This is a genomic window from Pedobacter sp. 05T44 (assembly GCF_056395985.1).
Window position 1 is genome coordinate 56433 of record NZ_JBFTKO010000007.1, and the last position, 25316, is coordinate 81748.

Below are 25316 nucleotides of genomic sequence, written 5' to 3' on the forward strand. Positions count from 1 at the left end.
ATTTAACTATAAAACCTATGGAAGGAAATGATGATAAAATCTCGGCAAGAAGACTAAAAGCCATTTTTGGTGGCTCCATAGGTAATCTTGTAGAATGGTACGACTGGTATGCCTACTCTGCTTTTGCAATTTATTTTTCCGCCTCCTTTTTTCCTGAAGGAAACCCCACTGTACAGTTAATAAATACCGCAGGGATATTTGCTTTAGGTTTTTTAATGCGCCCACTTGGAGGCTATATTTTTGGTCGCGTTGCCGATCGCGTTGGTCGTAAACAATCCATGACACTTTCTGTATTATTGATGTCGCTGGGTTCTTTTCTAATCGCCCTAACGCCGACCTATAAAACCATTGGCATTATAGCACCCATCCTTTTGTTAACCGCAAGATTGCTTCAAGGCTTAAGTGTTGGTGGCGAGTATGGCGTATCTGCGACCTATTTAAGTGAAATGGCCACCAAAAACAGACGCGGATTTTACTCAAGTTTTCAATATGTAACTTTAATAGGGGGCCAATTACTAGCCCTCGCTATTCAATTAATCCTGCAAAGAGTACTACTATCTGAAACTCAACTTCAGGAATGGGGTTGGCGTATTCCATTTGTATTCGGTGCCATCCTTTCCATTGTTGCACTTTATCTTAGGAAAAACCTCGATGAGACAAAAGCATTCGAGAACCAAAAGCAACGCGGAAATGAAAAGAAAGGAACTATAAAAGAATTATTAAAACATCCCAAAGCAGTAATTACCGTAATAGGATTAACACTAGGCGGTACCCTCGCCTTCTATACCTACACAACTTATATGCAAAAGTTCCTTGTCAATACTGTACACATGACAAAAGAACAATCTACATTGATGTCGTTTTTAACACTACTCATCTTTGCATGTTTGCAGCCTTTATTCGGAGCATTGTCCGACAAAATAGGAAGGCGACCACTCCTCATTGCTTTTGGTGTATTAGGCACCATATGCACAGTTCCATTGCTTACAACGCTAAGTCACACCACCTCACAGTGGCAGGCGTTTTTTCTTTTAATGATTGCATTAATTATTGTTAGTGGCTATACCAGTATCAACGCAGTAGTAAAAGCCGAACTATTTCCAGCCCAGGTTAGAGCCCTTGGTGTTGGATTACCCTATGCGCTAACTGTTGCCATCTTCGGGGGATCAGCCGAATATATCGCTTTGCAATTAAAAGATTGGAACCATGAAGAATATTACTACTGGTACATCACCATCTGTATTTTCATATCCCTGATGGTGTATATTTTTATGAAGGATACAAAGAAGACTTCGAAACTAAATCAGGACAGTTGATAAATAAATTTTCGGGTTACTGTTTTAAGGAAGGCATTGCTGTTCGATGCAGGAACAACAATGCCTAAAAACCAAATATAAGCATGTCTACAAATCTTAATAGACATAATTAAAACGAAAAGTGCGAAACAAAAATTTATTTATGAGACTACAATTTAGGCACACAATTCTATTAACAAAAGTCCTATTCTCTTGATTCAAAAACAAAGAATACTATACATTCCGCACTTTTTCCGGCTATTAAGTTTTCGACAATTTTTTGTTTGGCATTTTGACTCATAAAAAATAAAATTCCAAATTTTGTATTTAATCAAGCTCAATCCATCACAGGATTATGAACAATAGGTAGCTTTGCAAACCTGATTACCTCAACACTTGGAAAACCGAAATCCTCCACTACTTTACCCAATATCAGGTAGCAACCTTTTCCTCTAAAAGGATAAGTAGGCGTGCTGTTGGGAAAATGTGTAGTATCAAAGAAATTTCCATCTGCGTCCAGAAAAGTACCAAACCACATTTTCTTGTTGTTTTTCGTATGCACAGTCTTTTCACAAACATACAATCCCACCATTTTTACCGTTTGTCCAACATATTGAATCAGGTTGTCTGTGCACACATCTCCTCTGTATGGGGTTTTCAATAGATCAAACATAGAAAGCGACAAAGGAAACCCAAGCAGTTCCAGCTCATGATAGGCATCTTCAAGCTTGGTATTAATCAGCTCTGGCAGCATATAATGTTTACTTTCCAAATGAAAAAGTTCTGCATGATTAACAGGCTTAACTTTACCACCCAACATCATATGCACCTCCCACAACAAAGTTTTCTTACTCTTACCTGTAAACCTTAAAGCTCCCACCCTAATTAAAATGATTACCTGTTCCAGTCCCATCCCAGTACGTTTTACAAAATCCTCCAGATCAATAAATGCACCATTTCGCTTAACCTCATCGGGAATTAATTCTATAAATCTATTCTCAAGTCCCTGTACACCAATAAGCCCCAGGTAGGCATCATTCCCTTTAATGGACACTCCAGAAGTACTTACATTTACACATGGCAAATGCACCTTTGCACCCGCTTTTTGCAATTCATGAACATACAACCAACGCGTATAAAACCCGCCGTAATTATTCAGCACCGCAACCATAAACTCCCGGGGATAGTAGGTTTTTAAATGTAAACTCTGATAACTTTCTACTGCAAAACTCGCTGAATGTGCTTTAGAGAAACTATAACCCGCAAAAGAGAATACCTGTCTCCATACCTCGGCCGTAATGGCCTGTGGCCTGCCCAATGCCTTTGCTCCTTCATGAAACTTTTCTACCAGCTTATTGAATTCTATTTTCGAGCGATATTTCCCACTCATCCCCCGTCTCAAAATGTCTGCATCCGTACCATCCATCCCCGCATAATGAATACAGATCTTAATCACATCTTCCTGATAAACCATTACCCCAAAAGTATCTTCCAGTTGTTCCTTCATTACCGGATGCAGGTATTCTACAGCATCTGGTTTATGAAAATTCTGAATGTAAGCCTTCATCATACCTGATTGTGCAACCCCAGGTCTAATAATACTGCTGGCCGCAACCAATGTCAGGTAATTCTCGCAGCCCAGCTTGGTAAGCAATTGCCGCATTGCCGGCGATTCGATGTAAAAACAACCAATGCTATTGCCAGATTTTAACTTGTTATTCAGGTTAGCATCGTTCATAAACGTCTTTACCTGATGGATATCTATTTTATATTGCTGATTTTCCTCCACCAGCCTCACTGCTTCTTTGATATGCCCTATCCCTCTTTGGCTTAGTATATCGTATTTATCGTAACCAATCACCTCCGCCTCGTACATATCCCATTGTACAGTGGGCATTCCTTTGGGTGGTAAATCCAATGCAGTGTAATAAGTAATCGGTTCTTCCGAAATCAGTACGCCACCAGCATGAATACTTCTTTGATTGGGCATCTCCTTCATCATTTCGTATATGGCGTTAATCTTTTCAAAAGTAGGATTGTTTCTGTTTTCCGTTGCTTTAGCCGGATCTGTAAAGCCCTCAATCTCAGCTTTTGGCAGGCCCATTACTTTACCAATCTCACGAATAATGGAGCGGTCTTTAAAGGTACTCATCGTGCCTAGCAGCGCAGTATGGTCTTTTCCGTAACGCTTAAAAATATAATCCTGCACATCTTCACGCTCATCCCAGGAATAATCAATGTCAAAATCCGGAGGCGAGGTACGTTGTGCATTCAGAAACCGCTCAAAATACAAATCGAGTTCCAGCGGATCTACGTCAGTGATACGCAAACAAAAAGCCACGGCACTATTAGCTCCTGAGCCCCTGCCTACATGATAATAACCCTTAGACATGGAATAACGAATAATATCCCAGGTGATTAAGAAATAGGCACAATACCCCAGGTCATTAATTACCTTCAGTTCGTTCTCTACTTTTTTCAGTGCCTCCTTATTGTTCTTTCCATAACGATAAATCAGACCTCCCATTGCCAGCTTTTCAAGCAGTGCTTTATCATCATTCTTACTCCCCGTAAAGGTTTTACGGTTCAGGTGCACTTTCCCCTCCGCATAATTCATCCTGCAGCTATCCATCAGTTTCCGTGTATTGTCTAGAATGAAAGTATATTTACTAAATCTAGCTTCCAGCTCCCCTGCGGGCAGAAATATATCGGTACTACTGCATTTATCTTCAGGCCCAATCATCGTAAGCAGCGTATTCAAATCTACCCCTCTCAAGTACTCATGTAAGCGGTATTCGAGCCTGTCGGCCACAAAAACAGGTTGTAATGCAAGTAATTTATCTTTTATATGATTGATCTCCTTGCCGTGCAAGCTATGCAGCTCATCATAGCGAATCCCCAGATATTCATTTTCGCCTAATGGTTCCGTTACATTATCACCTGCATAGGGGTAAATTACAACTGCATTTTTAAAGGGTTTTACCTTATCGGGCAGCTCTTTCTGTTCCAGATTATGCTCAGTCAGGAAATCATTTAACTCCTTCATCCCTTCCTTATCCTTGGCAACCCCAATATAAAGTAATTGCTTATTTCGTCTAAATTCAACACCTCCAATGGGCTTAATACCGCTCTTATTACATGCTCTCATAAACTCCATGATCCCCGTTGAGTTATTGATATCTGTAAGCACCATCTGCGTAACCCCTCGAGAAGTGGCTTCCTTTATGAGCTTTTCGATAGACATAGTGCCATAACGCAAGCTATATTGAGAATGAACGTTCAGGTACATGGCTTATAATTCAATATTCAACACAGATGCCCTTGTTACTGCCTTTTCTCCAAATCGCTTGCGAATCCTGTCCATTGCCTGCACCAGGCTATATTGTTCCTGCGATTCACTATACATATCAATTTGTTCAAATCCGTTTACCAGACTAGACAAACGCACACCAACAAGTCGTAATAACATCCTCTTGGTATATACCTGTTTAAAAAGTTCCTTTGCTTTTTGAATAAGTGTATTATCCAGTGCAGTGTAAGGGATAGATGCCTGCCTGGTAACATCTTCGAAATTAGAATACCTGATCGTTACAGTAATGCAGGCCGCAAGTTTCTTTTTTTCTCTCAGCTGAAATGCAATATCCATTACCATCGAAGTAAGCAGGTTATTGATCATATTTATATCTATAGTATCTGCTTTAAATGTGCACTGTGTGCCAATGCTCTTCTGCTCGGCATATGGAACTACCGGACTATTGTCTATCCCTTTGGCTCTTTGAAGCAGCGATAACCCATTTTTCCCCATCAGCATATTCATCTGATCCGGATGGATCTGGGCCAGTGTATGAATCTTCTTGATGCCCATATCACTGAGTTTTACAAAGGTCTTTTCTCCCAGTCCCGGAATTTTCCTGATTGAAAGAGGATTTAAAAAAGGTTGTACACCCGATGCTTCAACATTCTTCTCCCCGCTTGGCTTACATTCGTTAGTTGCCATTTTGGAAACCGTTTTATTTACCGACAACCCAAAAGAAATTGGTAAGCCCGATTCTTTCATAATAACTTGTCGAAGTTCATGGGCATAAGTCATACAACCATGGAACCTATCCATGCCCGTCATATCTATATAATGTTCATCAATACTGGCTTTTTCAAACAGCGGCGCCCTTTCCCTTATAATATCAGTAATTTCATGAGATGCTTTAGAATAAGCATCCATGCTGCCTTTAATAAAAACCCCATGCGGACACAGCATCTTTGCCATTCTGGCTGGCATCGCCGCATGTACCCCAAATTTTCGGGCCTCATAGCTACATGAAGTTACTACTCCACGATCCGACATGCCGCCAATAATTACGGGTTTTCCAATAAGACTACTATCCTTTTTTAACTCTACAGACACAAAAAATGCGTCCTGATCCATATGAATTATTTGCTTCCCTTCCCTCATGACAAATAAATTTAGGTCACGACAAAACTAAGCTAATAAAATTAGTAAAACAATTATAAAACTAAATATATTAGCGCAAATACAGATTATACTATTCGTTTAAGCAAGCATAAGGCCCGGGACTTCCTTTAGAATTTGATCCTTGTGAGCGGCAGATAGCCAGATATTGGACTCTAAATTTAAAATATCTATATTTTCTTTAAGAAAGTAGTTCCAGCATAATTTCCCATTTTCTTTCTGCGTAGTAACGATATCATGAATAATATCATTTGATATAACAACAGGGGTACTATCTTCTCCATGATTAAATTCAGTTACGTGAACATCTTCTAATAAAACCGTACCCAAAACAGCCGAATTCTCATGGCCCTCACCTTCGGCAGAGATGGTCAGCTCATAAGTATTGGTATCTTTTTTAGAATAACCAGTCACTTCTTCAGAGAATTTAAAGGCTGCGCAATGAGAGTGTTTTGGAATTTTAGCAGCATTCAATTGTTCCCATTCCTTTCGGTCATCCAGATTTTTATGCTCATCACAGTACCATTCAGGGTTGCGTACCCAAATTTTAACGACTATGTTCATACACTATTGCTATTTGATTAGATAATGAAGATAGTAAAAAAAATCTTTACTAATTACAGCACACCTTTCAATTTCGTCCAAACGTTTTCAGCCAGTATCTTCTGTCCCTCGGCGGTAGGATGAATACCATCATTCTGATTTAACTTAGGAATACCCGCTACTCCCTCTAGCAAAAACGGCAGAAAAACCATTTCATTTTTAGCTGCAAGTGTTTTAAACATATTCCTGAAATCAGAAGCATACTTAGCCCCCATGTTAGGCGGCACTTCCATTCCGGTTAAAATCATTTTAGCCTGAGGATATTTCTTTTTAACCTTATCTATTATAGTCTGCAAATTGGCCGTAGTTTCATTAACCGCTATTCCGCGCAAGCCATCATTAGCGCCCAGTTCAAGCACAAAAACGGCTATTGGTTGTTTTAGTAACCAATCTATCCGGTTTTTCCCGGCGGCAGACGTTTCTCCACTTAGTCCACCGTTTATTGCTTTATAAGGAAGCTTAAGTGAATCCAGTTTTTTCTGTAAAAGTTCCGGATAAGCCTCTCCTTGTTCCAATCCGTATCCGGCTGTTAAACTTGTACCGAAGAATAGAATATTTTTTTGTTTAACTGGAACTTCGGTAGCAACAGGTGCCGCCTCTGCAGGTTTCGCCTGTAATGGTTCTTTATTTTGGTTATTTCCACATGATGCCAATACAATTGACAATAGTATGATCAGGGCTGAAGCTTTAAAACGTAACATATCTATGTAATATAAATCTAAAATTAGCCATTACTTCTCAGGCCTCGTATATTTAACTATAAAAATACCTATTTATTAATAATATGCCATCAGAAAACATACTCCACATTGAAAATGTAAGTAAAATATATAAAAGTGCCGGAAAAGAACTTACTGTCCTTAACAACGTCAATTTCTCTGTAGAAGGAGGTTCTACACTTGCAATTACAGGTCCATCCGGCAGTGGTAAAACTACACTTCTGGGACTTTGTGCGGGGCTCGACAGATCTACTACCGGCTCCGTTAAGCTAAATGGCATAAAACTAGATGAGCTCACAGAAGATCAGCGGGCAGCGGTACGCAATCGCTACATAGGCTTTATATTCCAAAACTTTCAGCTAATGCCAACCCTTACCGCGCTTGAAAACGTAATGGTACCAATGGAATTGCGCGGAGAGAAAGACATTCGTGCACATGCCATGGATCTGTTAGATAAAGTAGGCCTTGCAGAGCGCTCACATCATTATCCGGTACAACTTTCTGGTGGCGAGCAGCAACGTGTTTCGCTGGCAAGGGCATTTTCCAACAAACCTGCTATACTCTTTGCCGATGAACCTACAGGTAATCTGGATGCCGAAACCAGCGAAAAAATAGAAAAGCTAATGTTTGAACTGAACAGGGATGCCGGAACTACGCTAATCATAGTTACACACGACCTGGAACTGGCTATGCGTACAAACAGGATAATAAAAATAAAAGGTGGCGTAATCATTTCAGACGATCCAAATGCAACAAGATAATTCCGCACTTAAAAGATCTGTAAACATCGGCTGGCTTTTTAAAATGGCCTGGCGTGATGCCCGTCGCAATAAATCCCGACTGTTTCTTTTCGTATCGTCAATTATCCTGGGAATTGCGGCTTTAGTAGCCGTGTATTCATTCAGGGATAATATGCAACGTGATATTGACAATCAAGCCAAAATGCTTACCGGAGCAGACCTGGTGATACAGGCACGCAAACCCGTAAGCGCAAAAGCACAAGCAGCACTAGATACGCTGGGAAATGAAAAGGCTTCGGAAAGAAGCTTCGCTTCAATGATCTATTTCCTTAAAAATGAAGGCAGCAGATTGGTACAGGTACGCGCGCTTGAAGGCAATTACCCATTTTATGGAACCATCGAAACTACCCCTGTAAATGCAGCAAGAACCTTTCAGCAAGAGCGCAGGGCATTGGTTGATAAAACAGTGATGCTGCAGTTCAATGCCAAACCAGGCGATTCCATTAAAATTGGTTCACTTAACTTCTTAATAGCTGGAATATTGGATAAAGCACCCGGGCAAACCGGAATATCTGCTACCGTAGCGCCTGTTGTTTATATCCCGCTAAAGTATCTTGAACAAACCGGATTAACCAAAATAGGCAGCAGAATCCAATACAAGTATTACTACCGGTACAATAAACCATCTGCCGTAGCTGGTCAGGTTAAAAAAATCCAGCGCTTGCTTGATAAAGAAAATCTCGACACAGAAACTGTAGAATCTAAAAAGGAAAGCACCGGAAAATCATTCAGAGACGTGAGCAGATTTCTTGAGCTTTCAGGATTTATTGCCCTCTTATTGGGATGTATAGGTGTTGGAAGCGCTATTCATGTATATATTGGCGAAAAACTAAACTCTATAGCTACCCTCCGCTGTCTTGGTTTAAAAGCCTGGGAGGCATTTTTAATTTACCTCATCCAAATTGTTTTTATAGGATTTATTGGTGCTGTTTTAGGTGCTGCATTGGGCACAATTATACAGTTCGCATTACCGATAGTATTAAAAGATTTCATCCCGGTAGAACTTACCCTACAAATTTCATGGCTTGCCATCTTACAAGGAGTACTGCTGGGCTTGGTCATTTCAGTTTTATTTACTCTGCCGTCGCTCCTTTCAGTACGCATTATCTCTCCATTAAATGCCATCAGGCATTCGTTTGAGAAATCAAACGACCCCAGAGACCCGTTAAAATGGATTGTGTATCTACTCATCCTGCTTTTTGTACTGGCATTTACCAGATTTCAAATGAGCAGTTGGATGCAGGCAGTTGTGTTTACCGGAAGTATCTTAATCTCGTTCCTATTACTTTTTGCTTTATCCAGACTCTTAATGTGGGCAGTAAAAAGGCTCATACCAGCTTCTTCAAGTTATTTATGGAGACAGGGGTTTGCGAATCTCTACCGGCCAAATAACCAAACCCTTATGCTTACCGTATCCATAGGTTTATCGGCAGCATTCATCTGTACACTGTTTTTTGTACAGGGCATTTTAATAAAAAGGGTAACCATATCCTCTGCCGCCAATCAGGCAAATATGATACTGTTCGACATTCAAAATGAACAAAAGGAAGCAATTGCCACATTAACCAGAGATTATAAATTACCGGTAATGAACCAGGTACCGGTTGTAACCGTTAGAATTGAGAAAATCAATGGAAAAACGGCACTTCAGGATACTGCAGGTGATTCCAAACGTGCTTTTCAAGGAGAGCTTAGGGTAACTTTCCAGGACACCCTCACCTCGGCAGAAAAAGTAACCGAAGGTATATGGCAAGGCAAAGCAAAACCGGAAGAAAAGGTCTATGTTTCGTTAGAAGAAGGTTATGCCAGGAACATCCATGTAGGAGTTGGCGATAGTATCGTTTTTAACGTTCAGGGATTACTGATACCTACCGTTGTTGGAAGTTTAAGAGAAGTGAACTGGGCAAGAATGCAAACTAACTTCAGGGTTGTTTTCCCTACAGGTGTATTAGAGGATGCCCCCCAGTTTCATGTACTGATGACACGAATTACTTCAAATGACGTTTCGGCTAACTTCCAAAGCGCTGTGGTACGAAAATTCCCTAATGTATCTGTGATAGATCTGGGTCTTATATTAAAAACTTTAGATGAGTTGTTATCAAAAATAAGTTTTGTAATACAGTTTATGGCTGCTTTTAGCATGGCAACCGGCTGGATAGTACTCATTTCTGCAGTGCTAACAAGCAGGGGCCAGCGATTAAGAGAAAGCGTACTGCTCAGAACCTTGGGAGCCAGTCGAAAACAGATCCTTGTAATTACAGCCATAGAGTACTTATTTCTGGGCGCATTTTCTGCCGGTGCAGGAATAATTCTTGCTCTTGGAGGCAGTTGGCTCCTAGCTGTATTTAGCTTCGACACCAGCTTTACTCCTTCTCTATTACCGATACTATTGTTGTTTATCCTAATCTGCTTTTTGGTTGTACTCACGGGTGTTTTAAGTAGCAGAAAAGTATTAAATACTCCGCCTTTAGCTGTATTAAACGCTTAAACTAAAATTGATGATAGTTTATTCAAAAATATGCAACGCACATCCATTCAAAAAGCTATTTTTGCGCCCCTGTTAAAACATCAGCATTAGTTTTAGCGTTACATTATTATTGCAATGGAATTATCATCAAAAAACTCATCTAAAGAAGCCATACGAACTACTCAGTTAGGTATTATTATCAGTATCGCTTTAATATTTATAAAGGGTCTTTCAGGATATCTTGGCCATTCCTATGCACTTATTGCAGACGCTACCGAATCTGGTGCCGATGTGGTTAGTTCAGGGTTATTATGGCTGGCACTTATATATGCTCAGCGCCCTGCCGATCAGGGACACCCATACGGACATGGTAAAGCCGAACCCATCGCTGCCTTATTAATAGGCCTTTTTTTGATTGCAGCCGCAGGTTGGATTGGATATCATTCTATATATTATATCAGAACACCTCACGGATTACCTAAAAGCTATACCTTAATTGTATTGCTGGTAGTAATCCTCTCTAAAGAACTTTTATTCCGCTATGTACTTAAAATCGGAAAACGATTGAACAGTCAGGCCGTAAAAGCAGATGCTTATCATCACCGGAGTGATGCAATCACCTCTATTGCAGCATTTATCGGAATTGTAATTGCTCTTGTATTAGGTAAAGGGTATGAAGGGGCAGACGACTGGGCAGCATTAATGGCTTGCGTATTCATCATTTATAATGCAATAAAGATTATCCGTCCGGCATTTTCAGAAATTATGGATGCCGCCCCATCACCAGAATTTATAGCAGAAATTACCGAGATAGCTGCTCAGCACATCGAAGTAAAAGAAGTAGAGAAATGCTATGTAAGAAAAATGGGCCTACAGTACTATGTAGATATGCACATAGAAGTAGATGGAACCATTGATGTATTTACTGCCCACCAGGTAGCCCATCAGGTTAAAGATGAGCTTCTGGCCTCAGATTTAAGTATTAAAGATGTAATTATACACGTTGAGCCACACTCGGCGTAATTACCTTAATCCCATTTTTCCCTGCTATTATTGCTTTTGTAGCTATTCCGTAAAACAAAGAATGCTCCACAACACCAGGAATCATTTTAATCTGAACGTTAAGTTTTTCTAATTCCGGCAATTCTGCAAAGTGAACATCAGCCAGCAAATTTCCATTATCTGAAATAACAGCGCCGTCCTTTTGAGTACTCATACGTAGCTTTATGGCTGCTCCTGGAAACTCAAACGACAATCTTCCCAGTACCATTTGCAAAGCCTGAGGTAATATCTCCAGCACCAAAGGATAAGTAGCATCCAGCTTCGCTACAAATTTCCCCTCATCTCCTATCAATATGAAATCCACAGCCATAGATGCCAATATTTTTTCAGTAGTATGGATACCACCTCCACTTTTTAAAGCATTCAATCCTTCATCAAACTGATCACAGCTATCAAAATAAACATCTATTTTTTTAAGTAACGCCGGTGATTGCACCTTTAATCCGCATTGCTGCAAATAAGCAGTGGTTTTAAAAGACGACGAAGTAAAAGTAACACCCGCAACCAAATCCTCATCCTGTTTCACCATATCCACCAGGTGAGATACCGTTGTTCCTGCACCCAAACCTACAATCTGGCCTATTTTAATAAAAGGCAGGGCCGCCTTTGCTGCTTCTATCTTATAATCGATCATGCCGGCAATTTAGAAATTAATCAGAATTATCTTTACCTTGTTTTCAAAAATTGACTCCCAGACTATGAGAAAACCAACCTATCTAAAACATTTTCTTACAGCAATTTTAATCATTTGTGCGTGTCTCCACAGCTTTGGCCAAGCTGCCAAAGCAGAGGCTGAACTAAAAGACATCATGAAAAAACAAGAAGCCATAGGGCTCTCTGTTGCTGTGGTAAAAAACGGCGATATCATTTATACCCACTCATTTGGCCTTAAAAACACTGAAACCAGCACACCACTTACCGATAAAGATATCTTCAGAATAGCATCAATTTCAAAATCCTTCTCGGCCACCTCTATTATGCAGCTTGCAGAAGCCGGAAAGCTATCTTTAAATGATGATTTCAGCAAACTGGTGGGTTTTAAGGTAAGGAACCCGAAATATCCTGAAACCGTTATTACCCTAAAAATGGTGCTCTCCCATACCTCTAGTATAAACGATAGCCAGGGCTATTTTAATCTTGATGTTATTAACCCAGAAAAAGGTTCTAACTGGGCAAAATGCTACAATGATTACGAACCCGGAAAAGGATATAAATACTGCAACCTAAATTTCAATATGGTAGGTGCGGTAATAGAAAAGCTTTCTGGAGAACGATTTGACCAATATGTAAAACATCATATACTAGATCCTTTAAAACTTTATGGGGGCTATTGTGTAGACTCACTAGACAACAGTTTGTTTACAACCCTATATGAATATGATTCCATTTCAAAAACTTTTGCCTCAGACTCTTCGGCTTATGCCCCGCGCAGAGAGGAGATAAAAAACTATGTTATGGGATACAGCACTCCCGCATTCTCTCCTACCGGAGGAATGAAAATATCGGCCACAGACCTTGCAAAATACATGACCATGCACATGAATCAGGGCAATTACAAGGGCGTAAAAATCATTTCTAAAAAGAGCGCTAAAGTAATGCAAACAAAAATTTCTGAGGAAGAAGGCTATGGGCTGGCAATGACTAATGTAGACAACCTGATTTCCGGAAAACACATGACCGGACATACCGGTTCTGCTTATGGCCTTTATAGCGCAATGTTTTTCCAACCAAAAGAAAAATTTGGGATCGTGGTCATCACAAATGGCTCCAATACTTCTTATACCAATGGTTTCAATAGCATATTAATAGAAAGCATCAATTGCCTTTACAATAACTTCATAAAATAAGACAAACAGCGCGGCACTTACAACCCAGAAGATACGCCTAAACGGAAATAACTATACTTATTTCGGTAATAGATGTTATACGGATCCTCACCATAATACCCCATAGCAGCCATTAAAAACACATTATTCATAAAAGGAAAGCTGTAATTAAATGAAGTTTCAACGTTAAGCCGTTTCTTTATTGAAAAAGCATTATAATTCTGCATTGCATTTACCGCATAATTCAATCCAACGTCAGCACGCCAGTTCTCTTTCTGTCTAACATATCTGCGAAGCGAAAAATCATAGATAACTCTGGTAAAACCATAATCATTTTTAAGGGCCTTTTCATAATGAAACCATTTATGCCACTCAAAACCGCCATAATGATTTAATGAATAGGAAACAGCATTAAACGCGCTGGTTTTTCTTCCTGAATTATATCCAACAGTAAGATAATTGGTACTAAAATTACCATCATGGGTATTTATTGTACCGTTGCTATTTAAAGCCTCTCCATCTTGTCCATTTGAATGATGAGTGAATTTTAACGTTGCATATTTATAATTGCTGATAGATTTACTAAGCCTGAAATATAAAGTTCCTCCCAGTTTTAAACTCGGAGTTCTTACACCCGAAGATTTTTCGTCAATTACCTTAACCGTAAAATCGGGCACCATAGCAAAAGCCACAGGCGATTCAGGTATTGCAAGTATCATATACGTTTTGGTAACCCTGCCATTAATAATATACTTTACCGGTCCGGCAAGTTCGCCTCTTGGCGAGATGTATGACAAATCACCATTTTCCTTATAAATATCGCTATATTCCCTATTACGCAAATATCTGCGTGTAATCAACGAATCCCTTGTCGCTGAATTTATGGTTTGCGGAGTTACAGTTTCAATACCTGTTAAATAAAAAACTACGATCAGACAGACTAGTTTCATGGGGTAATTATTGAAACATATACGTTACAACAACTATAACAGATTAGCTCGTCCAGTGTTTTTAATTATGCAACGGCATTCATCACAAAATGTAAAGACTTTGATAAATTTAAAGTACAGACTCGATTATTTAAGCTAATTCTTATATTAGCGTACTCAAAAGAAAAACTCATGAAAAGAAAATTAATCGTTTTAGCAGCCTCTGCACTCTTCTTTACCAGTGCAATGGCTCAAACACCTAATACGCTCTCAAAAGAAGAAAAAAAAGCAGGCTGGAAATTATTATTTGACGGTACAACTACAAAAGGCTGGCATACTTATCTTAAAAAAGAAGTGGGCGCAAAATGGCAGGTAAAAGATGGGGCAATCGTTTTTGATCCTACCCAACCTACCGGTGGAGGCGATCTTGTTACTGATGGGATATACGAAAACTATGAGTTGAACCTTGAATGGAAAATCTCTAAAGGCGGAAACAGCGGAATTATATTTGATATCCAGGAGGACCCTAAATACGGAGCTACTTATCTTACCGGCCCTGAAATGCAGGTATTAGATAACATCGATGCAAGCGATAACAAAAAACAAAATCACCTTGCAGGTTGTCTGTATGACATGTCTGGCGATTCAACTGTTTCTAAACCAGTACCAGTTGGCGAATGGAATAAAGTTAGACTGATTCAGGACAAAGGACACCTTACTTTCTGGTTAAATGGTATTAAAACATTTGAAGGTCAGATAGGAAGCGAAGAGTGGAAAGCTATGATTGCTAACAGCAAGTTTAAGAACAAAGACTTCGCAGACTTTGCTAAAGTTGCAAAAGGTAAAATCGCTTTACAAGAACACCCAGGCTCTAGCCAGTGGAGAAACATCAAAATCCGTACTTTATAATTCAATATAAGAGCAATTTAACGAAAGCGCCCGAATCATGATCATGATTCGGGCGCTTTCATTTATATCCTACTTACATTCTGTAGGCGCAAAAGTAAACCTGCCTCTTTCAAAGTTAATCGGTTTCCCTTTTACAAAATATGATCTTCCTAAAGATGTTTCAATCTGACCAACACCCAGCACCAGCTTGCCATCTTTTTTCAAAAGTGCAAGTGGGTTTTTATAAATGGTTTTATTTTCGCCTATTTTAAAGGTATAATCAACAAATAAGGTATCCCCTCTAAACTTTCCGTCAATTAAACCGTCATTAGTTGCTTTTTCATGATATTTTATAATCAAACCACCGGTAACTTTTCCCAACTTAGAAGTTATTACATTTAAATGTGCAGTATCTACACCATCAACAGCAATAAAACACTCATTACTGACTGGAGCATCTGCGGTATCAATCATTGTACTATCTTTCAGTTCCGAGCTTTTATCTCCTCCCTGATTGCAGCTAAATGCCAAAGGCAAAGCTATAAGTGCTAAATAAAGTGCTGATTTTTTCATGACCATAATTTAAATTGAGGGTTTACTAAATACTATACAAAATTTGATGCTATATGGTTTTATAAACAATACATCCGATTTTAGAAGGATGATCTTGTACTAATGTTTCCATATCCAACTTTCTAATCATATTTATCATCATAAAATCGCCTCCGGCAGCCATGGTAAAGAACATACCAAATGCAAAAAGCTGAATATTTCCGGTAATTAAAGCTAAAATTACAGGGAGTATTCCTAACAGTATAGCAGGCATAATAGCACCCAATATATAGTGTTTTATTTTTAAAGGCTCTTTACAGTGGCAATATGGCGTAACCGCTTTCCAGATTACACCGAACTTAATCGACTTAAATCTTTCCTTTGCAAACAGGCACCATGTTATTCCATGAATTAATTCATGGAGCACAATTCCTATAAGTATTACCAAAATCATGATTGCGCTTGTCAGCAAACCATTCATCTCCTTTGGAAATAAATTTTTGAATAGGTCAAGTGTTCCGTCACCCCACAAAAAATAGTAAAGTGGGCAAAATAAAATAACAAAAGGGATAAAATAGACAATTGAAGTAATCTGCGCTTTTGCGGCATCAATAGTCATTTCTTCCATTTTATAGCCGGGTATATTGAATTGTTCCATAGTATGGAACTAAGATATAAAAGTAAATTGAATTATTTTACCCTTAGATAAAGCATACTATAACCATCATAATAATTATCGCTGATCAGTAAAGAATCATTTCTTAAGCCCAATATATATTTCCTTTGCTCTTTAGAAATGGTGTCAACTTCGTTAAATGATATTGCTGTTTCAAGTTGTCCGGAATAAATGCTTTTTGCTTTTGAAAGCATGTATTTTCCTTCTTTAACCAGCTTTCCATTGTCAATCCGCTGATAAGTATCTTTAGATTTAAATACTAAAACTGAGCTTTTACCGTCTTCAACGGGTTTAGTTTGACCGGCAAAACCGCCACTTGAAAGTTTAAGATTCCATTTCCCAATTAGCTTTTGCTCAATATTTGGATCAGACTTTTGCTTTTCGCAGGCATAAAAGCCTACCGTAATAAAAGTAATTATAGCCAGAAAATGCACTTTCATATCCATGCTTTAAGTTTTATATATAAAACGTTTAAAAAGCAAAAATCGCTACACCATTAGCACTTATATGCTCAGGTTAGCGATCTCTCTTTAAATTCGATATAAGTTTTAGCCTAAGCTGTTTCCAGTTTCACGATGTTTCTGTAAGGGAAAGATCCAAAGATATGTCTGCGGGCAAATCTACCTGGAGAATCAGCGTTCACTAATTTTACATAAACGGCTTTAGGTACGCCAAAATATTCATAAGCACTACCATCAAGGAAATGAACAGTTAGTATTAAACCTGCCCAGCTATAATCAGCAATACCACAAGTAGCAGTAGTCTGAGTATACTCATCCAATGAAAGGGCCAATGTTTCCGGAGCAATACTAACCAGAAAATGATAAGCTTCAATAATTTCTTTGCTTTTGGTTTCTGCTTCTATTTTAGCTTCTTCGCTATCCTGAAACTTGTCAGGGTGCCAATCTTTCATTAAACCCCTATAAATGGTTTTTAATTCTTTTAATTCGGCATCCTTCTGTACACCCAATAACTTCCTGTAATCAACGATCTTCTTCATAAAATTTGCGCGAAGGTACGCAGATTTTTCGGGTAATCATATTATGATTCAATTAATTAGTTCTTTTTCGATGGTATCACAAAATGTGATACCATCTCATCGGGAATTCCCACAAGTTTATCCGTCGTAATTCATTATTTGATATTGTTACTATCAAACACAACAAGGAAACTTAAAATAACAAAAATATCTAATTAATTAATAAAAAATATCAAAAGTAAAACATTAAAGGTAATTTCAATATTTTGAGGGTTGATAGTAAACCAGTCGTCACCTCCTAAAAAACTATTGTCAACACTTACCCTATTGCTTACCAATTAGACGCTGCCCCCCTATAAAACTTTTCCCACAGATACTATATATTTGCGATATGTTCAAAATTGGATTAGCAGAAGATGATGAAAAAATAGCTGCCTTGATAAAAAGCGGGCTAGAGGAACATCAATATCATGTTACCCCCATACATGACGGCAGTTTGGCCTTGGCAGAATTTAAAGATCATGAGTATGATCTCGTAATACTCGACATCATGATGCCCGGCTTAAACGGCATTGAGGTATGCCGACAATTGAGAGCAAAAAACAAAGATCTTCCTATCCTTATGCTAACCGCACTTGGCTCTATTGAAGATAAAGTAACCGGCCTAAGTTCCGGTGCCGACGACTACTTACTTAAACCATTTCATTTCAGAGAATTACTTGCTCGCCTGGAAGCACTTTTAAGAAGAAACAACAAAAATTTTGCCCCACATAACATTCTTAATTTTGCAGACATCACTATGGATACCTATAGTAAGTCTGTTGAAAGAGCCGGCATAGCAATTGAACTTACTGCCAAAGAATACATACTGCTCGAGCTGTTTTTAAAAAACCCGAACAGATTACTATCCAGACAATACATTGCAGAAAATGCCTGGGATATTAGTTTTGATACCGGCACCAACGTAATTGATGTTTACATCAATTTCCTCAGAAAAAAAATTGAAAAGGGCTTTGATAAACGGTTGATACATACAAAAATTGGGATGGGCTATATCCTCAAAGAGGCATGAAAATAAAAGATCGGCTCGCATTATACTTTACACTGATCAGTACATTAGTATTGCTTTGCGTGCTCTTTACCATATACTTTACCTTCATAAAGTTTATGCAGAGTGATTTTTTTGACCGACTTACAGACCGCACCATGGTTACAGCCAAGCTTTACCTGGAAGCCGATGAAATATCAAGCGATTCACTAACCCGCGTACGGGAACAATACCTCGAAAAGCTAAATGGAGAGGTGATCCGTATTTATAACAGCAAAAACGACGCAACTTTTATTGGTGATGATCAGCAATACTGGAACATTCAAACCATCGAAAGGGTAAGGCGATATAAAAAAGCCCGGTTTAAGGATGGCAATAGACAAGTAGTAGGCATTTATTACAAAGACAATCAGGGTGATTTTGTAATCCTGGCCTCTGCCATCGACCAAAGCACCATTGTCAGAGCAGAAAAACTGTTGAAAATAATGGCAGCTATTTTCCTTGTTATCTTTGTAGGGCTACTGCTTTCTGCCCGATGGATTGCAAAAAAAATACTCCTGCCTCTGGATCTTTTTATAGATCAGGTTAAACTGATTAAGTCAAACAACCTTCATTTCAGGGTAAAAGAAGGACCCAATAAAGACGAGATTCATCTACTTGCTCAAAATTTCAACAACCTGATGGAGCATCTGGAGCAATCCTTCATTTTGCAAAAAACATTTGTAGCCAATGCTTCGCACGAGCTCAGGACTCCAATAACAAGAATGATCATAGGTACTGAAATTGCTCTTTCCCAGGATCGGAGTAAAGAAGAATACCAAAAAGCCTTAGCATCAGTACTGGAGGATTCAGAAAAACTGGAAAACATCATCAGCAGTTTACTTAAGCTTGCCCAGGCCGATCTGGAATATGGCTCAACCAATCTCGAAAAAGTACGTATCGATGAAATGATATGGAGTTTGCAACAGGAATGGAATCAAAAAACAGGTATGAATAGCCTTTTGGTTGAGGTAAAAGATCTCCCTATGGACGAAGATCAGCTAAGCATTACCTGCAACCCCACCCTATTGCAAATTGCAATTGACAACCTCATTTCTAATGCATTTAAATTTTCAGACCATCAACCTGTTAAATGCGTGCTTGATGTTAAAGACGATGGTATCCATATTTTCATTATCGATACTGGTGTTGGAATAGCGCCTGCTGATCTGGATAACATCTTCAAACCTTTTTACAGCTCATCATCTAAAGCTGAACATTCAGGAAGTGGTATGGGCCTATATATGGCACATAAAATCATTATGCTCTATCAGGGGAACATCAGTGTAAAGTCACAAAAGCACCAGGGCACCACCTTCCATGTGCACTTCCCGCTATTTTAATCTCATTTTAATTTCGCTTTAATTTCGCTTTAATTCTCTCAGGGTAGGTTTGACCAAACATTACACAAATGGTTATGATACCTTTAAGATTCCATACCTTTTTTGGCTGCATACTGCTCGTTTTCTTTGCAACAACAGCTTCAGCACAGGTAACAGATTCGATTAAGCTAAGCCTACGGGATGCCGAAAGTCTTTTTGTAAAGAACAACTACCAGCTAATCGCTCAGCAATACCAAACAGATCAGGCAAAGGCCGATGTGATAACCGCCCGCTTATTTGACAATCCTGAAATCAGCTACGAAAATCTTTTGTACAATAAAGAAACAAAGAGATTTCTTGAAACCAGCAAAGCTACCGGACAATATCAGGGCTCTTTATCACAAATGATTAAGCTTGCCGGTAAACGCAACAAGAATATTAAACTGGCTACTACCAGGGTTAAACTGGCCGAGTACGAATATTTTGATCTGATGCGCACTTTGCGATATACACTCAGCTCCACTTTTTATAAGATGTATTACGATCAGCAATCTGCCAAAGTCTACCAGGAGCAGATCAATTCCCTTGAACTTTTATTGAATGCCAATGAGCAACAGTTAAAGATGGGAAATGTGGCCATGAAGGATATCATCAGGATCAAATCATTGTTATACAGTCTGCAAGGAGAATATAGCAGTTTACTTAATGATATTGAGGATTTGCAAACTCAGCTTAAACTGATGACAAACATCAGGCCTGATGCAAATCTTGTTCTTGTGGTTCCTTCAGAGGAAGAACAGAACTACCAACCTGATAAAAAGACCTATACTAATTTACTGGATACCGCAAGGAGCAATCGCGCTGATCTTCAGCTGGCAAAAACTGAAATCACCTATGCCGAAAACAACCTGAGGTTACAAAAAGCCAATGCCGTTCCTGATGTTGAACTCTCACTTATTTACGACCTCAAGGGCTCTTATCCTGATAATTATACCGGACTAGGGATAAAACTTCCAATACCATTGTTTTACAGGAATCAGGGCGAAATAAAAAAGGCCAAAATTGCAATTGATGCAGGCAACTCGAAGCTCAGTCAGCAGGAAGCAATTCTCGAAAATGAGGTATACAATAGTTATACATCTGCTTTAAGAACCGAAAAACTGTATCGTGGGCTCGACAGTAATTTCAATGCTGATTTTGACAAACTGATTGTTGAAGTGATAAAAAATTTCAAAAACAGGAACATCAGTCTGATTGAATTTTTGGATTTCTACGACTCCTACAAAGCCAGCACATTACAAATGAACACATTAAAATACGAGCGCATGAACGCTAAGGAAGAAATCAATTTCGTTACCGGCTCAACTATTTTTAAATAACGCACACATGCAAAAAATCATTAAAACCATCAGCACACTTACTGCCCTCTCTGCTGTAATATTTCTACAAGGCTGTTCAGAACAGCCCAAAGAAGCTCCAAAGGAGGAAAAATTTGTAATTACAGACTCTTTGCTGAAAAGGCTGGAAATAGACACCGTACAGGGCGCAAATAATCAGACAGACCTTAATTTTTCAGCAAAGATCACGGCCAACGAGGAGAACATGTCAAAGGTTTACCCAATGGTAAGCGGGCTTGTTAAAAACGTACCGGCAAAACGAGGAGACCGGGTAACCAAAGGCCAGCTACTGGCCACTATGACCAGTGCAGAAATGGCTGGTTTTGATAAAGAAGCCATCAGCTCTTCTGCAGAATTAAGAAATGCGCAACGCAGTGTAAAACTTACAGAGGATATGTTTAAAAGCGGATTAGCTTCTGAACGAGATCTTGAACAGGCAAAAAACGACCTTATGGTTAAGGAAGCAGAAGATAAAAGAAGCAGGTCTATTCTGTCTTTAAATGGGGGTAATAAGAATGGTACCTATGTTATAAAAGCACCAATATCTGGTTTCATAATCGATAAAAATATAACCAGCAATATGCAGGTAAGACCAGATAACAATGAGAACTTATTTACAATAGCTGATCTTTCTAATGTATGGGCATTGATCAATATTTACGAATCAGACATTTCCAAAATTAAAGAGGGCGACGAGGTTAATCTTTCAATTCTATCCTATCCAGATAAACCATTTAAAGGCAAAATCAGTAAAATCTACAACATGCTCGACAATGACAGTAAAGTAATGAATGCCAGGGTGGTGATAGATAATCCGGGTTATTTATTAAAGCCGGGAATGATGGCAACTGTACAAATTGCCACCCGGAATGGTGCAACCTTGCCAGTGGTAAGTACAGATTGCCTCATTTTTGACAATAATAAATATTACGTGCTGGTGCTTGATCCGGTAAAAAAAGTACGTATACAGGAAGTAGAAATAGGCAGAAAATTCGAAAACAAGGCCTATATCAACAAGGGTCTTAATGCAGGCGATAGAGTTGTTGCTTCTAAACAACTTTTCCTGTACGACAGTTTGAGACCTCAATAACCACTTAACTTATAGTAATGAATCAATTCATTAAGTCGATCATAAATTTTTCCCTTAAAAATAAATACTTTGTATTTTTTGCCACCTTTATTTTAGTGCTGGCAGGGTATCTTAGTTTCAAGCATACCACTATTGAAGCTTTTCCGGATGTAACCAATACTAATATAACCATCATTACACAGTGGCCTGGCCGCAGTGCCGAAGAGGTTGAAAAGTTTGTTACCCGGCCACTAGAAATTGCCATGAACCCAACCGAGAAAAGAACAAGTATCCGTTCTTCGTCTTTATTTGGGCTATCGGTAGTTAAAATCACATTTGAGGACGATGTAGATTATCAATTTGCAAGGGTTCAGGTAAACAACCACCTTGATGAGGCCGACCTGCCTTCGGGTGCAAAGCCGGAAGTCCAACCACCATATGGCCCTACCGGCGAGATTTTCCGGTATACGCTTAAAAGCGATAAGAAATCCGTCAGAGAGCTAAAAACTTTGCAGGATTGGGTGGTTGAACGGGAGCTGCTATCAGTACCAGGCATCGCCGATGTGGTAAGCTTTGGCGGAGAAGTTAAAACATACCAAATCACAGTTGATCCTCAAAAATCATTACAATACGGAGTAACTGCTACAGAACTTTTTGAAGCTGTTTCTAAAAGCAACATTAATGTGGGTGGCGATGTGATTGAGCAAAGTGGACAAGCTTATGTGGTACGCGGAATTGGTGTGCTAAATAATATTGATGAGATCAAGAACATCATTATTGACAACTTTAACGGCACACCGGTGTATGTTAAAACCATAGCCGAGGTAACGGAATCTGCTCTGCCACGCTTAGGGCAGGTTGGCAGAGACCATGACCCTGATGTAGTTGAAGGTATTGTAGTGATGCGTAAGGGCGAAAACCCAAGCGAAGTGATCCACAACCTTAAAGAAAAGATTAAGGATGTAAATGAAAACATTTTGCCGGGCGACGTAAAGATCAGTCCTTTCTATGACCGTGAGAATCTGGTAAATTTTGCCACGCATACAGTAATGCACAACATGCTGGAAGGGATCATTTTTGTTACCCTGATTGTGTTCCTGTTTATGGCTGATTGGAGAACCACACTGATCGTTTCTCTTATTATACCCCTGGCACTCCTTTTTGCTTTTATTTGTTTAAAACTAAAGGGTATGTCGGCCAACCTGCTCTCTATGGGCGCCATAGATTTCGGGATCATTATAGACGGTGCAGTAGTAATGGTAGAGGGAATTTTTGTCGCCCTCGATTACAACTCTCATAAAAACGGCGCCGAGAAATTTAACCGGATGAGTAAACTAGGCATCATTAAAAGGGCCTGTCTGGAAAATGGCAAGGGCATTTTCTTTGCCAAACTGATTATCATTACCGGCTTAATGCCAATCTTTACTTTTGAAAAAGTAGAAGGTAAAATGTTCTCGCCATTGGCATGGACCCTAAGTTTTGCATTGTTAGGTGCCCTGTTGCTAACCTTTACATTGGTACCAGCAATGGCAAGTGTATTGCTTAGAAAGAATGTTAAAGAAAAGCACAACATCTTTTTAGAGTTCCTTACAAAAGTTGTGATGCGGGTTTACACGGCATGCTTTAAAGCTAGAAAACTCGTCTTCGGTACAGCCATGGTTATACTGGTTGTTGGCTTATTTAGCTTTAAATTTCTGGGAACAGAGTTTTTACCTACACTGGATGAAGGATCCATATATGTAAGGGCCAGTGCTCCGCTAAGTGTTTCACTCAATGAAACTAAAAAGCTTTCGAACGAGATGCGTAAGATCTTTTTAAGCTTTGAGGAGGTGAAACAGGTAATATCGCAAACCGGCCGACCAAACGACGGCACAGATGCAACAGGATTTTACAATATGGAATTCCTGGTTGATATTTATCCCAAAGCAGAATGGAAACGTAAGCAAACCAAAGAGGAACTGGTAGAGCGTATGCAGGAAAAGCTTAAAGGTTATCCCGGTATTAGTTTAAACTTCTCTCAGCCAATTTCGGATAACGTGGAGGAAGCGGTATCAGGTGTAAAAGGATCTATTGTGGTTAAAATGTTTGGCAACGATTATTCCTTTATCGAAAAGCATGAGCAAGACATATATAACATTCTAAAAACAGTTAATGGGATTGAGGATTTAGGGATTCTTAGAAATCTTGGACAGCCTGAATTGCAGATCAACCTCGATCAAAGTAAAATGGCGCTATACGGAGTGAGAACAGAGGATGCAAACTCCATAATAGAGATGGCTATTGGTGGTAAAGCCGCTACACAGATTTATGAAGGAGAGCGTAAATTTGATCTCCGAATCAGATATCCTGAAGACTTTAGAAAAGATGAAGCTTCAATTGGTGCGCTACGTATCCCTACTATTTCTGGTGCCAAAGTTCCATTAAGTGAAATTTCTACTATTCGTAAAATTACCGGCCCAAGCATTATTTACCGCGATAAGCATGAACGCTATGGGGCCATTAAATTCTCAATAAGAGGGCGTGATATGGGAAGTGTAATTGCCGAAGCACAGGCTAAAGTAAAAGCTCAAATTAAACTTCCTAAAGAATACAAACTGGAATGGGCAGGTGATTTTGAGAACCAACAAAGGGCAACCAGTCGTTTATCTGAAGCTGTGCCGATCAGCTTATTGCTCATATTTTTTATCCTGTTTGTATTGTTCGGAAACATTAAAGATTCATTACTGGTGTTAAACAATGTACCATTTGCAATGATTGGGGGCATACTTGCGTTGCTCGCAACGGGAGTTAACTTCAATATTTCGGCCGGCATTGGGTTTATTGCACTGTTTGGTATATGCGTGCAAAATGGGGTAATTCTGATTACACGATTTAAAAGCAATATGGTAGAATTAAAACATCGTCCGGAATGGACTTTTGCTGACGCACTGAAAAATGGCGTTGCCACCAGAATGCGTCCGGTAATTATGACTGCGTTGATGGCTGCAATTGGTTTGATGCCGGCTGCACTATCAACCGGAATAGGTTCAGAAGCATCAAAACCTTTAGCTATTGTAGTTATAGGTGGATTGATAACCAATACATTATTTAACCTTTTTGTATACCCAATAGTTGTCTACTGGGCATACCAGAAAAAGGTTAAACATTTACATATATCATCTGTTCCGCAGAACTAAT

The 25316-nt window shown here is 39.1% G+C and carries 21 protein-coding genes; 11 read left to right on the forward strand and 10 right to left on the reverse strand.

Annotation, left to right across the window (positions count from 1 at the left end):
• Window positions 1-17 precede the first annotated feature (17 nt).
• Window positions 18-1316, forward strand: coding sequence for an MFS transporter (locus AC1DDK_RS13000; RefSeq protein WP_288881022.1), 1299 nt, complete (start codon window positions 18-20; stop codon window positions 1314-1316).
• A gap of 316 nt (window positions 1317-1632) precedes the next feature.
• On the opposite strand, the gene dnaE is transcribed toward AC1DDK_RS13000, so the two are convergent.
• From dnaE to AC1DDK_RS13020, 4 genes are all read right to left on the reverse strand, one after another.
• Window positions 1633-4584: a DNA polymerase III subunit alpha gene (gene dnaE / locus AC1DDK_RS13005; protein ID WP_337716450.1), complete on the reverse strand. Its 2952-nt coding sequence runs from the start codon at window positions 4582-4584 to the stop codon at window positions 1633-1635.
• Between the two features lie 3 nt (window positions 4585-4587).
• Window positions 4588-5745: a DNA polymerase IV gene (gene dinB / locus AC1DDK_RS13010; protein ID WP_172659556.1), complete on the reverse strand. Its 1158-nt coding sequence runs from the start codon at window positions 5743-5745 to the stop codon at window positions 4588-4590.
• 99 nt (window positions 5746-5844) lie between these two features.
• Window positions 5845-6327 (reverse strand): hypothetical protein, encoded by a 483-nt coding sequence (locus tag AC1DDK_RS13015; protein WP_337716448.1) that lies wholly within the window; start codon window positions 6325-6327, stop codon window positions 5845-5847.
• A 53-nt stretch (window positions 6328-6380) separates the two neighbouring features.
• Window positions 6381-7067 carry an arylesterase gene (locus AC1DDK_RS13020; RefSeq protein ID WP_172659554.1) on the reverse strand — a complete coding sequence of 229 codons (687 nt, stop codon included), beginning with the start codon at window positions 7065-7067 and terminating at the stop codon, window positions 6381-6383.
• 83 nt (window positions 7068-7150) lie between these two features.
• Here AC1DDK_RS13020 and AC1DDK_RS13025 point away from each other — a divergent pair, with 83 nt between their 5' ends.
• From AC1DDK_RS13025 to AC1DDK_RS13035, 3 genes are all read left to right on the forward strand, one after another.
• Complete coding sequence (locus AC1DDK_RS13025) at window positions 7151-7846, forward strand: ABC transporter ATP-binding protein (protein ID WP_172659553.1); 696 nt, start codon at window positions 7151-7153, stop codon at window positions 7844-7846.
• A complete protein-coding gene (locus tag AC1DDK_RS13030) occupies window positions 7833-10373 on the forward strand; it encodes an ABC transporter permease (RefSeq protein WP_216854311.1) in 2541 nt (846 codons plus the stop codon). The genes AC1DDK_RS13025 and AC1DDK_RS13030 overlap by 14 nt, the downstream gene beginning before the upstream one ends.
• 114 nt (window positions 10374-10487) lie before the next feature.
• The gene (locus tag AC1DDK_RS13035) at window positions 10488-11375 is read left to right on the forward strand and encodes a cation diffusion facilitator family transporter (protein ID WP_172659552.1); all 888 of its coding nucleotides are present in this window, start codon (window positions 10488-10490) and stop codon (window positions 11373-11375) included.
• Here AC1DDK_RS13035 and rpiA read toward each other — a convergent pair.
• Entirely contained in the window at window positions 11347-12048 is a 702-nt protein-coding gene (gene rpiA / locus AC1DDK_RS13040) for a ribose 5-phosphate isomerase A (protein WP_288881037.1), read from the reverse strand. The genes AC1DDK_RS13035 and rpiA overlap by 29 nt on opposite strands.
• Before the next feature lie 175 nt (window positions 12049-12223).
• Between rpiA and AC1DDK_RS13045 the strand changes: the two genes are divergently transcribed.
• Entirely contained in the window at window positions 12224-13261 is a 1038-nt protein-coding gene (locus tag AC1DDK_RS13045; protein WP_337716446.1) for a serine hydrolase domain-containing protein, read from the forward strand.
• Window positions 13262-13278: 17 nt separating this feature from the next.
• On the opposite strand, the gene AC1DDK_RS13050 is transcribed toward AC1DDK_RS13045, so the two are convergent.
• Window positions 13279-14190, reverse strand: coding sequence for a hypothetical protein (locus AC1DDK_RS13050; RefSeq protein ID WP_337716445.1), 912 nt, complete (start codon window positions 14188-14190; stop codon window positions 13279-13281).
• A gap of 171 nt (window positions 14191-14361) precedes the next feature.
• On the opposite strand from AC1DDK_RS13050, the gene AC1DDK_RS13055 reads away from it, so the two are divergent.
• Window positions 14362-15078: a 3-keto-disaccharide hydrolase gene (locus AC1DDK_RS13055; RefSeq protein WP_048906990.1), complete on the forward strand. Its 717-nt coding sequence runs from the start codon at window positions 14362-14364 to the stop codon at window positions 15076-15078.
• Window positions 15079-15147: 69 nt separating this feature from the next.
• On the opposite strand, the gene AC1DDK_RS13060 is transcribed toward AC1DDK_RS13055, so the two are convergent.
• The 4 genes from AC1DDK_RS13060 to AC1DDK_RS13075 all read right to left on the reverse strand — a co-directional run bounded on the left by AC1DDK_RS13060 (window position 15148) and on the right by AC1DDK_RS13075 (window position 17285).
• Window positions 15148-15630, reverse strand: a complete 483-nt coding sequence (locus AC1DDK_RS13060; RefSeq protein WP_337716443.1) for a hypothetical protein — start codon at window positions 15628-15630, stop codon at window positions 15148-15150.
• Window positions 15631-15679: 49 nt separating this feature from the next.
• Window positions 15680-16267, reverse strand: a complete 588-nt coding sequence (locus AC1DDK_RS13065) for a DUF3267 domain-containing protein (protein WP_172659548.1) — start codon at window positions 16265-16267, stop codon at window positions 15680-15682.
• 32 nt (window positions 16268-16299) lie between these two features.
• Complete coding sequence (locus tag AC1DDK_RS13070; protein ID WP_172659547.1) at window positions 16300-16725, reverse strand: hypothetical protein; 426 nt, start codon at window positions 16723-16725, stop codon at window positions 16300-16302.
• 113 nt (window positions 16726-16838) lie between these two features.
• Window positions 16839-17285 (reverse strand): KTSC domain-containing protein, encoded by a 447-nt coding sequence (locus tag AC1DDK_RS13075; RefSeq protein WP_172659546.1) that lies wholly within the window; start codon window positions 17283-17285, stop codon window positions 16839-16841.
• 370 nt (window positions 17286-17655) lie between these two features.
• On the opposite strand from AC1DDK_RS13075, the gene AC1DDK_RS13080 reads away from it, so the two are divergent.
• From AC1DDK_RS13080 to AC1DDK_RS13100, 5 genes are all read left to right on the forward strand, one after another.
• Window positions 17656-18336, forward strand: a complete 681-nt coding sequence (locus AC1DDK_RS13080) for a response regulator transcription factor (RefSeq protein WP_337716442.1) — start codon at window positions 17656-17658, stop codon at window positions 18334-18336.
• Complete coding sequence (locus tag AC1DDK_RS13085) at window positions 18333-19694, forward strand: sensor histidine kinase (protein WP_288881046.1); 1362 nt, start codon at window positions 18333-18335, stop codon at window positions 19692-19694. Before AC1DDK_RS13080 ends, AC1DDK_RS13085 begins: the two co-directional genes overlap by 4 nt.
• 74 nt (window positions 19695-19768) lie before the next feature.
• Window positions 19769-21052: a TolC family protein gene (locus tag AC1DDK_RS13090; RefSeq protein WP_337716440.1), complete on the forward strand. Its 1284-nt coding sequence runs from the start codon at window positions 19769-19771 to the stop codon at window positions 21050-21052.
• Between the two features lie 7 nt (window positions 21053-21059).
• The gene (locus AC1DDK_RS13095; RefSeq protein WP_337716438.1) at window positions 21060-22160 is read left to right on the forward strand and encodes an efflux RND transporter periplasmic adaptor subunit; all 1101 of its coding nucleotides are present in this window, start codon (window positions 21060-21062) and stop codon (window positions 22158-22160) included.
• Window positions 22161-22177: 17 nt separating this feature from the next.
• On the forward strand, window positions 22178-25315 hold the full coding sequence (locus AC1DDK_RS13100) for an efflux RND transporter permease subunit (RefSeq protein WP_172659541.1): 3138 nt from the start codon (window positions 22178-22180) through the stop codon (window positions 25313-25315).
• Window position 25316: the final 1 nt, after the last annotated feature.

Bases quoted from the DNA above. Each gene is read 5' to 3' on its own strand.
- AC1DDK_RS13000 (WP_288881022.1), top strand. From the start codon at position 18: ATGGAAGGAAATGATGATAAAATCTCGGCAAGAAGACTAAAAGCCATT.
- dnaE (WP_337716450.1), bottom strand. From the start codon at position 4,584: ATGTACCTGAACGTTCATTCTCAATATAGCTTGCGTTATGGCACTATG.
- dinB (WP_172659556.1), bottom strand. From the start codon at position 5,745: ATGAGGGAAGGGAAGCAAATAATTCATATGGATCAGGACGCATTTTTT.
- AC1DDK_RS13015 (WP_337716448.1), bottom strand. From the start codon at position 6,327: ATGAACATAGTCGTTAAAATTTGGGTACGCAACCCTGAATGGTACTGT.
- AC1DDK_RS13020 (WP_172659554.1), bottom strand. From the start codon at position 7,067: ATGTTACGTTTTAAAGCTTCAGCCCTGATCATACTATTGTCAATTGTA.
- AC1DDK_RS13025 (WP_172659553.1), top strand. From the start codon at position 7,151: ATGCCATCAGAAAACATACTCCACATTGAAAATGTAAGTAAAATATAT.
- AC1DDK_RS13030 (WP_216854311.1), top strand. From the start codon at position 7,833: ATGCAACAAGATAATTCCGCACTTAAAAGATCTGTAAACATCGGCTGG.
- AC1DDK_RS13035 (WP_172659552.1), top strand. From the start codon at position 10,488: ATGGAATTATCATCAAAAAACTCATCTAAAGAAGCCATACGAACTACT.
- rpiA (WP_288881037.1), bottom strand. From the start codon at position 12,048: ATGATCGATTATAAGATAGAAGCAGCAAAGGCGGCCCTGCCTTTTATT.
- AC1DDK_RS13045 (WP_337716446.1), top strand. From the start codon at position 12,224: ATGAAAAAACAAGAAGCCATAGGGCTCTCTGTTGCTGTGGTAAAAAAC.
- AC1DDK_RS13050 (WP_337716445.1), bottom strand. From the start codon at position 14,190: ATGAAACTAGTCTGTCTGATCGTAGTTTTTTATTTAACAGGTATTGAA.
- AC1DDK_RS13055 (WP_048906990.1), top strand. From the start codon at position 14,362: ATGAAAAGAAAATTAATCGTTTTAGCAGCCTCTGCACTCTTCTTTACC.
- AC1DDK_RS13060 (WP_337716443.1), bottom strand. From the start codon at position 15,630: ATGAAAAAATCAGCACTTTATTTAGCACTTATAGCTTTGCCTTTGGCA.
- AC1DDK_RS13065 (WP_172659548.1), bottom strand. From the start codon at position 16,267: ATGGAACAATTCAATATACCCGGCTATAAAATGGAAGAAATGACTATT.
- AC1DDK_RS13070 (WP_172659547.1), bottom strand. From the start codon at position 16,725: ATGAAAGTGCATTTTCTGGCTATAATTACTTTTATTACGGTAGGCTTT.
- AC1DDK_RS13075 (WP_172659546.1), bottom strand. From the start codon at position 17,285: ATGAAGAAGATCGTTGATTACAGGAAGTTATTGGGTGTACAGAAGGAT.
- AC1DDK_RS13080 (WP_337716442.1), top strand. From the start codon at position 17,656: ATGTTCAAAATTGGATTAGCAGAAGATGATGAAAAAATAGCTGCCTTG.
- AC1DDK_RS13085 (WP_288881046.1), top strand. From the start codon at position 18,333: ATGAAAATAAAAGATCGGCTCGCATTATACTTTACACTGATCAGTACA.
- AC1DDK_RS13090 (WP_337716440.1), top strand. From the start codon at position 19,769: ATGATACCTTTAAGATTCCATACCTTTTTTGGCTGCATACTGCTCGTT.
- AC1DDK_RS13095 (WP_337716438.1), top strand. From the start codon at position 21,060: ATGCAAAAAATCATTAAAACCATCAGCACACTTACTGCCCTCTCTGCT.
- AC1DDK_RS13100 (WP_172659541.1), top strand. From the start codon at position 22,178: ATGAATCAATTCATTAAGTCGATCATAAATTTTTCCCTTAAAAATAAA.